Origin of the sequence: Haematobacter massiliensis (assembly GCF_000740795.1) — a bacterium.
In the GTDB taxonomy this organism is placed as follows: domain Bacteria; phylum Pseudomonadota; class Alphaproteobacteria; order Rhodobacterales; family Rhodobacteraceae; genus Haematobacter; species Haematobacter massiliensis.
In genome coordinates, this window is the sequence record NZ_JGYG01000013.1 from 23928 (window position 1) to 36604 (window position 12677).

General features: G+C 63.3%; 10 protein-coding genes. 6 read left to right on the plus strand and 4 right to left on the minus strand.

The genetic code is table 11. From position 1 onward, the window contains the following. Positions 1-379: 379 nt before the first annotated feature. Positions 380-1132, plus strand: a complete 753-nt coding sequence (locus tag CN97_RS16030) for a YbaY family lipoprotein (RefSeq protein ID WP_051911321.1) — start codon at positions 380-382, stop codon at positions 1130-1132. A 156-nt stretch (positions 1133-1288) separates the two neighbouring features. Here the strand turns inward: CN97_RS16030 and CN97_RS16035 are convergent, their stop codons facing one another. The 3 genes from CN97_RS16035 to CN97_RS16045 form a co-directional block, all read right to left on the minus strand. Next, a complete protein-coding gene (locus tag CN97_RS16035; protein WP_088217279.1) occupies positions 1289-1558 on the minus strand; it encodes a hypothetical protein in 270 nt (89 codons plus the stop codon). Positions 1559-1849: 291 nt separating this feature from the next. Beyond that, positions 1850-2581: a class I SAM-dependent methyltransferase gene (locus CN97_RS16040; protein ID WP_035713498.1), complete on the minus strand. Its 732-nt coding sequence runs from the start codon at positions 2579-2581 to the stop codon at positions 1850-1852. Positions 2582-2690: 109 nt separating this feature from the next. Next, positions 2691-3947, minus strand: a complete 1257-nt coding sequence (locus CN97_RS16045; protein WP_035713501.1) for an Nramp family divalent metal transporter — start codon at positions 3945-3947, stop codon at positions 2691-2693. 414 nt (positions 3948-4361) lie between these two features. Between CN97_RS16045 and CN97_RS16050 the strand changes: the two genes are divergently transcribed. After that, positions 4362-4586, plus strand: coding sequence for a DUF1902 domain-containing protein (locus tag CN97_RS16050; RefSeq protein ID WP_035713504.1), 225 nt, complete (start codon positions 4362-4364; stop codon positions 4584-4586). Between the two features lie 952 nt (positions 4587-5538). Here CN97_RS16050 and CN97_RS16055 read toward each other — a convergent pair. Next, positions 5539-6777, minus strand: a complete 1239-nt coding sequence (locus CN97_RS16055) for a DUF937 domain-containing protein (protein WP_035713508.1) — start codon at positions 6775-6777, stop codon at positions 5539-5541. Between the two features lie 272 nt (positions 6778-7049). Between CN97_RS16055 and CN97_RS16060 the strand changes: the two genes are divergently transcribed. From CN97_RS16060 to CN97_RS16080, 4 genes are all read left to right on the plus strand, one after another. After that, positions 7050-8639 carry a chloride channel protein gene (locus tag CN97_RS16060; protein ID WP_248700106.1) on the plus strand — a complete coding sequence of 530 codons (1590 nt, stop codon included), beginning with the start codon at positions 7050-7052 and terminating at the stop codon, positions 8637-8639. Between the two features lie 994 nt (positions 8640-9633). Continuing rightward, positions 9634-10347, plus strand: coding sequence for an aquaporin Z (aqpZ, locus tag CN97_RS16070; RefSeq protein ID WP_035713514.1), 714 nt, complete (start codon positions 9634-9636; stop codon positions 10345-10347). A gap of 231 nt (positions 10348-10578) precedes the next feature. Next, entirely contained in the window at positions 10579-11430 is an 852-nt protein-coding gene (locus CN97_RS16075) for a polysaccharide pyruvyl transferase family protein (protein WP_035713517.1), read from the plus strand. A 150-nt stretch (positions 11431-11580) separates the two neighbouring features. After that, positions 11581-12675, plus strand: coding sequence for a glycosyltransferase family 2 protein (locus CN97_RS16080; protein WP_035713520.1), 1095 nt, complete (start codon positions 11581-11583; stop codon positions 12673-12675). The last annotated feature ends 2 nt before the right edge of the window (positions 12676-12677 follow it).

Sequence of the window (12677 nt, forward strand, 5' to 3'; positions counted from 1 at the left end):
TCTGTGGTTGCCTCTTCTGGTCCATGCAGGCGGCAGGAGGTCGCCAGCCATCGGGCATTGGCCTGAAGGGCGGTCGGCCTGCTGGCTGCCACGAGCGGAACAGGCGGCAGCCATTTCTCCAAATGGCCAAGGACAGCCTCGGCCGTGGAATGCAGATGCATCACCTGTCGACATCAGCCGTCATTGCGCCGCGCGCCATTGCCATGCCACTCACCGCTTCCTGAAGGCATGGCCCCCCGATGCCCTGCGGCCCGCCGCTCTGAACATGTGATCACAGGGGGCGCGGGCGAAAGAATGTCAGGAAGCGGCTGACTGCTCCACAGAGTGGCCTTACCCCTGCTACACTGCCGGTCCATGCCCTTACATGAAGAGGCCGCAGATGATCCGTTCCCGCTTCCCTGCCTGCGCCATGCTGGCCGCGGCTGTCTTGACCGGTTCCCTTTCCACCAGTCCCCTTTCCGCCGAGACCCTGCGTGGAACCGTCACCTATCGGGAGCGTATGGCCCTGCCGCCCGGAGCCGAAGTGGAGGTGAAGCTCGTCGATGTCTCCCGCGCCGATGCGCCGGCGACGGTTCTTGGCGAAACCACGCTGCAGTCCGACCATGCCGCGCCGTTTCCCTTCGCTCTGGATTATGACGCGGCCGCCATCGTGCCGAACCACAGCTATGCGTTGCAGGCACGCATCACGGCAGGGGGGCAGCTGCTTTTCATCACCACAGCCCATCATCCGGCCTTCGAGCACCCGGCAGGGCAGGCCGAAATCGTGGTGGAACGCGTCGCCACCCCCGCCGCAAGCCCCGCGGGCCTCTGGCGGCTCGAAAGCCTCATGGGTCAGCCGGCGGAGGCGGGCGTCCAGTCGGTGATCGAGATTGCGGCAGATGGCACGTTGTCCGGCTCTGGCGGCTGCAACATGATCACCGGCAAGGCGAGGATAGAGGGGGAGCGGATCGATTTCGGCCGCGTCGCCAGCACGATGATGGCCTGTCCGCCCATCGCGATGGGGCAGGAAATGGCGCTTTTCCAGGCGCTCGAAGCGGCGCGGCGCTGGCAGATAGATCCCACCGGTCAGGCCCTTATTCTCTTTGATGAGGCTGGGGGCGGGCTTGCGGCGTTCCGCAGCACCGAAAGGTGAGCGGAACGCCGGAAATATCCCGGAAAGCCGCACCGGGCGGCGATGGCGGAAAAGCCCCCGTCGTCCGCCTGCTTGCCCGGGATCGGCACACAGGCGGCAAAGCAAAAGGGCACGCGAATGGCGTGCCCTGTGCGAGTGGTGCAGTGATCCGGGGGATCAGTCGTCAACGTAATCCGGTACGATCAGCGCGGTAGGGGTGTTGGCACCGCGGGTGACCATCGCATCATGGCTGAGGATCAGGTTGATCCGCTCATGGTCATTGTTGCGTTTCGCATTGTCGAGCTGGACCAGCTCGTTCAGGCTGAATTCCGTGGGGTTCACACCGAGTTGCTGGGCAAGCTGGGCTTTGCCGGGATTGACGCCCTGCGCCATGACGGGAGCGGCAAGACCCAGAAGAGCAACGGCGAGCATGGATTTGGCAAACATCTCTTTCATCCTTCGTTTGGACCGTCTTGCAGTTTCACTCTTGCGGTCCACCGATCTTTCCATCGGCTACGGCACTGATATAGGCTCAAACATAAAAGTAGATAAGTACCGTAATCACACATGATATGTGCACCAACGCACATACATTTTCCGATAGTCACGATTGACTTTGCCGCATCTCCCTTGCTGTGATCACAGAAAGTATGGCTGGAAGAAAACGGAAATCCGTCAATGGTCCATGCCCGCGCCCTGACGGCGCCTGATGGCCCCTACAGTGCCGATCCCGATATCTCAGCGCTTCCGGGCGGCGACGAGCAGGATCATCGGCCGCTCCCGCTCCACCGCAAGTTCCGGCATGGCGGTGACCTGTGCCCTGGTCGGAGCGAATTCGTCCAGCCGCAGCAGATCGAAACCGCCCGCGATCAGCGTGTTGAGCGTCGTGGCGAGCTTACGGTGCTGCTTGACCACTCCGGGTGCGAACCAGTCGGTGCGCCGCTCCCCCTCATCGGCATAGCCGTTGACGGGCCAGGTCGGGCGGCCGTCCTCATCCTCCGTCCAGCGGGGATGCGCCGCGGCCATGTAGACCGGATGTTCGATGGTGAAGACCAGGCTGCCCCCCGGCACCAGCGCCCGATGGATCATCTCGGCCAGCCGGGAGAAGTCGACGATGTAATGGAAGGTGAGCGCGCTGTAGACCAGATCGAAGGCACTCGCGGGCAGGGTGAGCTCTTCCAGATCAGCGATGCGGTACTCTATGGCCGGATCATCGGTTCTGGCCCGCGCCTGTGCGATCATGTTCTCCGACAGATCATACCCCAGAACCGAGGCGGCGCCCCCGGCCCGGAACCAGCGGGAGGCCCAGCCGAAGCCACAGCCCAGATCAGCCACGCGCGCGCCCCTCACATCCGGCAGCAGGGCGCGGATGGCGTCCCATTCCGGCGCGCCTGCCAGCCCCAGAACCTGGCGCGGAAGCTGGCTGTAGCCGGCAAAGAAATCGGGGGTGTCGTAGATGTTCTGGGCCATGGTTTCCCTCATGCCGGGGGCCGACCATGCCCGACCTCTGCCTGAAAGGAGAAGCCCCAAATGAAAAAGCCCCGCGCGAAGGCGGGGCTTTTCCGGTTTTCAGGGCAGCTCAGAACACCCGCATGATCGCGCCGCGGAGCTGATCCACCGCGAGAGCGGCGAAGGCCAGCGTGCAGAGCAGCAGCATGATGTTGATGAACAGCCCGTTGCGCCATTGCTTCGGCACGCGGTCGGTATTCAGGATCCACAGCAGCGTCACCGACATGAAGGGCATGAACAGCGCGCCGAGCACCCCATAGGCCAGGATCAGATAGACCGGCTGGCCCAGGAACAGCATCACCATGGGCGGGATCGTCAGCCAGACGATGTAGAACTTGTAATACCGCCCGCCGGCGAGCCGGTCGGGGTCGTTATGCGGCTTGCCCTGCACATGGCCGAGGAAGTCCGCGAACATCAGGCTCACCCCGTTCCACACGCCGACGAGAGAGGACATGGCCGCCGACCAGAAGCCGATCAGGAACAGCTTGCTCATCCAGGTGCCATAGCGTTCGCCCAGCACGGTGGCGAGGTCCACCATCCCCTGATCGCCACCACCGATGGCGATATTGGCCGAGTAAAGCAGCTCCGCGCCCACGATCAGCGTCGCCACGACGAAGATGCCGGTCACCAGATAGGCGACGCCGTTGTCGATCTGCATGACCTTCATGTAGCGCGGCGTGTCCCAGCCCTTTTCCCGCAACCAGTAGCCATAGGCGGCAAGCGTGATCGTGCCGCCCACGCCGCCCGCGACGGAGAGCACGTTGATCATCGCGCCTTCGGGGATATGGGGGACGAGCCCCCGCACGATCTCTCCGAGGTTCGGTACGGTAAAGGCGGCGGCGGCGACCATCGAGATGAACATCAGGATGACCATCACGGTCAGCACCTTCTCGAACAGGTCGTATTTGCCCGACCAGACGAGCGCCATGCCCAGCAGCCCCGAGATGATGCCCCAGACGGCGACGCTGAAGAAGGGGAACAGCGAATAGAGCGCAAGTCCCGTGCCCGCCATGGCGGCCGCGCCATAGACGAAGCCCCAGATGACGATATAGGGACCGAAATACCAGCTGGTCCATTTGCCAAGGCTCGACCAGCCTTCGAAGATCGTGTTGCCCGTGGCGAGGGTATAGCGACCAGCACCCTCCACCAGGATCACCTTCATGATGCAGCCTGCGATCACCGACCACAGCAGGGCATAGCCGTATTTGCTGCCTGCGACAGTGGTGGCGATAAGGTCGGCCGCCCCGACGCCGGTCGCGGCCACGACGAGCCCAGGCCCGACGATGCTCCACTTCGGCTCGGCGGCCTGTTGGGATTGCTGGGTCATCCTCACTCCCTTGTTACAATGAGGCCCCCATAATCGGCGCACCTGCCCTAGGCAACCGATGCGCCCGCCAAAGGGCCTTCGGCACATAACGAAGGGAGTGTCATGTGTCGCTTTGTCACACAAGGTGAGATATTTGTCTTCTTCCTGTGCCTCTTTGGCGGGCGGTGCGCGCTAAATGGGCACGAAGGCGACCAAGTCCGGGCCAAGTGTCCAAGGTGTTCGGGGTCAGGTGTTTAGGCCGGATGCTCCGGGCCGGGTGTCCAGCGCCGATTGCTCCGGGCCTGAGTACTGCAGGCCGGTCGCAGACGGGCCACCCCAGCAGCCACATCACAGCAATCAGGCGCCGCGCCCCATCGCCGCAGACGCAAAAGACGCGGGAACCCGGCAGGGGGTGCGGAGATTGAGGAACAGAAGATGATCGAGAGGACTGGAATGCCACAGCCGAAGATTACCGTCAGTACCCGCTGGAACGATGCCGCCGGAGTCTGGACGGCCACCTCCGGCGATATCGCCGGTCTCAGGCTCTCCGCCCATAGTTTCGGCGAGTTGCAGGAACGGCTGCCGGGAGTTCTGAGAAGCCTTCTCGCCCGGTCACGGCCGGCAGCAGGTCTCCAGAAGGGGGAACAGGGCAGGGCCTGAATGGCCTCAGAAGGGGAGGGCGGCAGGGGAATCCGCGTTTGAATCCCGTCCTGTTGCGGATCCTGCGGGTCATGATGTTTCCCTGACCTGCAGTCTGGCTTCCTGCCTTTCGCGGCCCTTCGCCAGCAAGGCTGCCCTATCCGATGAGCATGCAAGGCTGTCGCGGGAGCGGGTCGATCCCCGTCATCGCCATCATTTCTACCATTTCTACCGATAAACTTACTCACCGAGACGCCAAGGGCCTGCTCCTCCCGCAGCATGAGGCCCGGTCGTCCGCCGGAGGCCATGCGGATAGCGAGCTGCCGCGCGGCCCCTTTGCCACAGCCCCTGCGCTGGCTGCCCAAGGTCGCCTTCCTACACCGGCGGGGCTTCGGTCAGGTCGATGTCATCCGCCAGAAGGGCTGCGACGCGTGGCCCAGCGCCGCTGATCGGGCGGAGCGTGATCGCCCCCATTCCGGCCTATCGCCCCGAAATGCCAGTCTTTCCGCGGGCCGGAAAGGCGCCGGCATGGGCCCTTCTGTCGGCTGGCGCAGCGGTTCCACATGCCGCACCGCATCGCAATGCATTGGCAATGGGGCCGCCGCCGCTGCCGGGGTGGAGGCGCTCTGCCGAAGTCGCGGTCGTGCCATTGCCAGGGGCGGCGTTTCAGGACGCCGCCACGGCGCTGAGCGAACCAGGGGCGCTGGCGACGACGCCATGTTCATCGGAAGCGGGCTGAAGGTGTGGATCGGCTCAGCAAACGGCGAGTGGGCTGGCGCCGAAGGGAAGGGTGGGGTCGTCCCCTGTTCCCTGTCCCTTGGCCCTGTCCCTTCGCCCCGCAACAGGAGCAGGGCGGCGACCTCTACGGGGATTTTCCGACCCATGCAGGAAGGAGCCGCTCCCCGGACAGGGGTGACCCGGATTGCCAAATTGCGGGAGGCTCGTGCCGCCTCCCGCAAGATCAGTCGACCTGTTACTCGACCAGCCCGCGCAGGCGGCTCATCACATCGGTGAGCACCGGGCGGATCACCTCGGCGATCTCGCTATTGCCGAAGAGCCGTTCCTGTGTGGATTGCAGGGCAGGCAGGGCACTGTTGATGACCCCGTTGATCGCAGTCCTCGCGGTATCTGGCAGGGCGCTCACCATCGAGGCAACGGAACCGAGACTGTCGCTCACCCCTTGCAGGGCGGGAAGCGCCGCTTCGGCACTGGCGCGGTCCGTCACGGTGTCAAGCGTGCTGCGCAGCCGGTCGATAGCCCCTGTGATCACATCCGTCGGCCCGCCGGACGGAGCCGGGGTGGTAGTCGGTGCGGGGGTTGGTGCGGGAGTCGCCGGCTCGGGGGTCGTTGAGGTTGCCGGCGGCGTAGATGTCGGCGCCGGGGCTGCCGCGGGCGGGGGAGCGGGCGGAGCCGGGGGCGGCGAGCGGAAGGCGCCGAGTGCCCATGCGGCCAGCAGGGCCAGTACCACGACCCCCAGTATCAACGGCAGTTTCGAAGGGCTTTTCTGGGCCGGCGGTGTCTCTTTCTTGGGGGTGGCCGCGGGTTTCGCTGTGGCGGCAGGCGGTGTTTCCACGGCCGTCTTGGCGGCTGCGGCCTTGGCCGTCACGGATTCCACGCCGCTCGCCGCGGCAGTCGAAGCCGTGGTCGCCGCAGAGGCGGCAGCCCCGCCCAGCCCGCCGAGCAACCCGCCCGCCGCGCCGAGGCTCTGGGCCAGGCCGGAAGGCAGGGCCTTGGCGATCTCGTCCTTTCCGGCGATGAGCTGATCGAGGATACCCGCGGGCGTAGCCCCCGGCGCCGCCACGGCCTTGCCGAGCGAGCCGAGCAGGAGGCTGCCTACGGCCCCCATCAGCGGGGCCGACTTCTCCTGCGAAAGACCGGCGTAATCCCCTACCTTGGAGGACAGCGTCTTGAGCGTCCCCTCTCCGAAGAGGGAGGAGAGTATCCCCCCCACGCCGGTCACGCCCGCCCCGGTGGCGGTCAGGTCGTCAGCCAGCGGATCCCCCTCCTGCTTGCCGAGCCCGGTAAGCGCAGAGACAAGCGCCTTGCTGCCCTGCGGATTGGTGGCTGCGCTGACGAGACCCGCCAGCAAGGCAGGGGCTGCCGCCGTGATCGCCTGCCGCGCCTTGGCAGGATCGACCCCGATCAACCCGGCGATGCGGTCCACGACAGGACCGGACAATACCGTGGTTAAAAGCGTCTGAACGAGTGACATGGAACCTCCCTCTGGAAAGCCGTTCCTGCAGGGGTCCTTCCGTATCCGTCCCGGCACGGAATGCCCCGAACTTGTAGACATATCGCAATGGGTGCAAAAGCCACCCCTAAAAACAGCGAAAAAGCGGGAAATGGCCATCCTTCCCTTTGGAGGAACGATGGGCTGTCAGTAAAGATCGGCCAGAGGGGGTGGCTGGACAGCCGCAGGACGGGCAGGAAGCTTGCGTCCAGCGCCGAACGGGTGCAGGCGGGAAAGGAAATCCCGGAGGTGTCATGCCCTACAAGAGGCCCCCCGCCACGCACCCGCTTCAGGAACCGGCCGAAGCCGGACCTGCCTCCACCGCAAATGCCGGAGGCGGGGAAAGCGGCACCTCTCCCCCCTCTGCCATGTTCCGGGCGGATGGGGAGCCGGATGCGCGGCAGGAGCGTGAGCAGGAGCCTGAGCAGGATCTGGGGCAGGATCTGCGGTCGGGCCCTGCGGGAAGGCCGGAGGAGGGCGGTGCTCCCTCCCGCCCGGTCCGGGCGCGGCTGCGCCGGGGGGCTCTCCGCCGGTCGCAGGCGCTGCTCGTTTCCCCGGCCCGCTGGCGGGCAAGGCTCGTCTTCTGGATCGGCGCGCTTGTCACGGGGCTGGTCAGCGTGGCCTTTGCCCATGCCGCCGATACCGCGCAACATCTGTTCGGCAGGATGATCTCCGGCCCGCCGTGGCGGCTCTGGGCCACGCTCCTGCTGACCCCTGCGGGGTTCATCGCCTGCGCCCTCATCGCCTGGCGCTATTTCCCCGGCTCGCAGGGCAGCGGCATCCCACAGACCATCGCGGCGCGAGAGCTGAAAGGGCGGGGGCGGCTCATCTATCTCTCGATCCGAACGGCGGTGGGGAAAATCCTGCTGACCGTGGCCGGCCTGCTTTGCGGCGCCTCCATCGGGAGGGAGGGGCCGACGGTGCAGATCGGCGCGGCGATCATGCTGCTTTCCGCCCGGCTCGGCGGCATGACTCAGGCGCGGGGGCTGATCCTGGCCGGATCGGCGGCGGGGATCGCCGCGGCCTTCAACACCCCCCTTGCCGGGATCGTCTTCGCCATCGAGGAAATGGGGCGGAGCTATCATGCCCGCACGAATGGCCTTGTGCTGTCCACCGTCGTGATCGCCGGCCTGGCCTCCCTGGCGATAGAGGGGCATTACACCTATTTCGGGGCCTCGCAGGGCACGCTGGCGCTGGCGGAGGGATTGCCGCTGATCCTTGCCACGGGCGTGGCGGGCGGCGTTCTGGGGGCCGGGTTCTCTGCCGGAGCCCTCTGGCTCACGCGGCGGATCCGGCGCTGGAATCCCGGATCACCTGCGCGGCGGATCGTGGCGGTCGCAGGGATCGCCGGGCTGGTCGTGGCGGTGGCGGGCATCGCCACGCACGGGGCGGCCTTCGGCACAAGCTATGACCACGCCCGCGCGGCGATCGGGGGCGAGACGCTGGGACCCGAGTTTTTTCTGGCAAAGCTCGCAGCCACGCTGGCCTCCACCGTCTCGGGGATTCCCGGCGGCCTCTTCGCGCCCTCCCTTTCCGTCGGCGCAGGGCTGGGCAGCGTGATCGGGGCCTTGATCGGCACGCCGGGCGGCATGGCGGCGGTGCTTGGCATGACGGGCTATTTCGCCGGAGTGGTTCAGGCGCCGATGACCGCCTTCGTCATCGTCTTCGAGATGACCGGCAATCATGACGACATCCTGCCCGTCATGGCCACGGCGCTCATCGGCTACGGGGTGGCCCGGATCCTGACGCCGGAGCCGCTCTATCACGGCCTCGCCCGCCTGTGGCTCGCCGATGCGCTCCGCCTGATGCGCAGCAGAGAGCAGGACAATAGGCCCCCCCTCTGATCGCGGGTGATCAGGACCTATCTCACCAGAAAGTATCTAGGTAATCGGGATCCTCGCCGCCCTCATCCTGACATTCCTGATCCTCGCGCGTGGAAACAGAAAGCGCAAAATATATTACAGTGACGACGATAATCGCGATGGCGCAGGCGATTTTTATCTCTGGAAGCATTGAGCAAGCGACATGATTAATATAAATATCTATATAATAATATACATGGCCGGACATGCGGCCAGTAATAATCCGAAATCACTAAGTCATCGCAGGGTGACCATTTCTATTTCTGGCGTCAAGAAATCCGGTTCGGAATTAATATAGCCTATCGGTCTTCGTCAACAGGATTTTATTGGCATCGAACATGTCGATTGGCTTCATAAATATGCTGCCCCGGGCCATACATAAAGAAGTAAAATGAGTTCATTTTGATATGATTTAATCTCTTTTCCCGCAGCACCTCAATTCTGGCACATGATTTCCGAATGCCGATCTCTATAACATATTATGAAGTTTATGAAATCTTTTGTATTGGAAATGGGTCTGCAGGATCGATTTCAATGAATCGCGATTATTTACGCCAAAATCAATAGTATTGCTTATGGTATCATCATGATGAATCATCAGAGCGGGATAATGACTTTCTCCTTCACTAAGTCATGCCCCGGTCAAGATGTAACTCCGCATGGCCAATTGATATTGTTCTGCGGAGGCGTCGGCGCTCCGGGGCGGTCAATGCCAGAGTTCATTTAAGGCGTTATATGCCGTGCAAACGGCATGGTCCCTGACAAAGGCGGCATAAAAAACCCGCTCGTGCGACGTGCGGGCCTGAACAAACGTCATGTTACAACGGATACACTCGGCCCTCGCCCCGGGTACAAGCAGACCGCAGATCCGGCCGGATATCGGAGCGATGATCGCAGCATCTTGTCTAAAGGGATAAGCGGGTGCAAACTTAACGAGGTTTTCAGTACGTCTACCCAATTTCGGGAGTTCTCCATCATGCAGAAGCAGCTGGTTGCCGAAGGGCTTGGAACCTTCTGGCTGGTTTTTGGCGGTTGTGGCAGTGCCATCTTTGCCGCGGCGTTTCCCGGACTCGGGATCGGGTTCGCAGGCGTGGCTCTCGCTTTCGGGCTGACCGTGCTGACCATGGTCTATGCTGTCGGCTGGATCTCGGGCGGGCATTTCAACCCCGCGGTTTCTGTCGGGCTGGCGGTCGCGGGGCGATTTCCCTCCGCCCATGTCGTGCCCTATGTCGTGGCGCAGCTTGCAGGGGCCATTCTCGCCGCCGCCGCACTCTATCTGATTGCAACGGGCAAGCCGGGCTTCGAGATCGGCGGCTTTGCCGCAAATGGCTATGGCGACCATTCGCCCGGGGGCTACTCGATGATGTCGGCGTTCCTGATCGAAACGATCCTGACCGCCTTCTTTGTCATCATCATCCTTGGCGCGACCCATCCGCGTGCCCCCGCGGGCTTCGCCGGAATCGCGATCGGGCTGGCCCTGACGCTGATCCACCTGATCGCCATTCCGGTGACCAACACATCGGTCAACCCGGCGCGCTCAACCAGCCAGGCGCTCTTTGCCGGGGGATGGGCGCTTGGTCAGCTGTGGCTCTTCTGGCTGGCGCCTCTGCTCGGCGCGGTGATCGGGGGCATGATCTGGCGGATGCTTGCCCATGACGGCCATGTGGCGACCGGTCAGCCCGCCGCCTGACGGGCGACACGGGAAACGGATCTCCGGGAGTCTCCGGAGGAAACAGCCCTGCCTCCGGGTCAGGGCTGTTTCTGTTTCACCCGGTCCGACGGTCTCCCTGCCGATTCACATCGCCCCGGCCGCCGACCAGGAAACAGAGTTATTCTTTTATTTTTAAAAAATAAAATGTATTGCATTGCCTTTTGTGGCAATCAATCGACATTGTAACAGAGCCTCTTCCCGGAGCCTGAAATGAATCTCTTGCCCTTTCCCACCTCCTCGGAGCGCGTCACCCCCCTGGCCAAAGCGCCTGCAGAAGTTTCCAGCAGCCATCTCCTGCCTGCCTTCGATACGCTGGCCCGTGTCATCCAGGAGAAATCGGCGGGGCGGCAGGTCATTTTCCTGCCCAATCCCGGCAACTTCGGGGATGGGCTGATCCGTCACGGGGCGAAGCGGTTCTTGTATGACTACCGGATTCCCCATACCGAAATTCATCTCGGCAAGGGATCGGCCCGCTATTTCCTGGCGCCCTATCTCGCCCGCAGGAACCGGTATCTCTTCATCTACTCGGGCGGGTCCGCCTGGGGGCACAACTATCGTCACGCTGGCGATATCTGTGCCTTTATTTCCTATTTCACAGACAATCTCATCGTTTTACCCTCCACTTTATACCATCAGGCACCAAAAGTGCGGGGAACCCTGTTTCGCCGAGATGAATATGAGAGCAAGGAAGCCTGTCCGCGGTCGCTTTTCTGTCATGATATGGCGCTCTACCTGATGGCCAAGGGACTGAAGTACGATTTCGGCCCCCCGGAAACCCCTGTAGGCTACGCCTACCGGCGCGATCGGGAATCCTCTCATCGGTTCGAGAAGGCCGCGGGCAACATTGACATCAGCGCGCTTGGCAATCACATGTCCAACGGCGACGACTTCCTGCGCGAGATCGCCCGGTATGAAACAATCGTGACCGACCGGTTACATATCGGCATCGGTGCGGCGATCGTTGGACGCAAAGTGAAACTGTACAGCGGCAACGATTACAAGATACGCGCGATCTATCGGACCAGCCTCACCCATGTTCCGAACATCGAATTTCTGGACTGACCGCACGCCTTTCGCACAAGAGGCATGCAGACCGGAAATTTTTTGCTACGAGCTTGGCCTCCCGGTCACGTCTTATCTTGTAAAACATTATCATGTTGAAGATCATTGGTGGTGACTCCCTTGCCGTAGTACGAGTACGAGGATCTCACCATGAACTACTCCTGCGTGATTGCGACCCGGAACCGGCTGGAAGCGTTGAAGCTCAGCATACCGATGCTGCTCGGCCAGACCCGTCCGCCTCAGGACATCATTGTCGTTGATTCAAGTGATGATGAAGCGGCCGTCCGCAGCCTTGTCGAAGAGTTCGCGGCCGCGGCTCCCTTGCCTGTGCGCTACATCCGCAGCGGACCGGGCGCGGCGGCGCAGCGCAACCTCGGCCTGCGCCATGTCACCGGCGAAGTCGTGCTGTTTCCCGATGACGATTCCCTTCTCTATCCCGATGCGATGGATCACATCATGCGGGTCTATGAGCGGGATACCGAGGGTTTGATCGGAGGGGTCTGCGCGGCGGAAGCCCATGCCCCTCATGAAAGCGCCGGCATCGCCGGGGCCAGCGACCGCCCCGGCTACCGCCGCCGGCGGAGCGATGCGATGTCCCTTGCCCTTCTGCCCCTCCGGCGGCGGATGGAGGACCGGCTGATCCCCGACCCTTTCCTGACCCTTGCCGCGCAGAAACTTGCGCGCCTGCGGCAGCCGGACTGGCTGGAAGAGGTGCAGGCGATCCATGTTCCCTACATGACCGGCTTCCGCATGTCCTTCCGGACAGAGGTGATCCGTGCCCTTCAGTTCGATGAAGGGCTGGGCCGTTACGCGCTGTTCGAGGATATCGACGCCTCCCTGCGGACGCTCGACAATTTTTGCGTCGTGGCTGCGACGCAGGCGTTCATCTATCACCACAAGGCCCCCGAACGGCGGGACGCGGGGCGGGCGATGGGGGTCATGCATATCCTCAACCGCGCCTATGTGCTGGCGAAGGACAGGTCCGACAATCCGCGGGAATGGGCACGGATACAATCGGAAGCCCGGCGCTTTGCCGGCTACAAGACCCTGCTCTACCGGCTGCGCGCGAAATCCACCTTCGCGCGGGATCGCCTGCGCGGTGCGGAACTCGCCTCCGCCGACCAGCAGAAACTCTTCAACGCACCGCGGCACGAACTGGCCGCGACCTATGCCCGCGTGAAGGAGTTTTGCTTGCGGAGCCCCGTGCGGGAAAGCTCCGGGCCACAGGCCACTTCCACCTCCTGAAT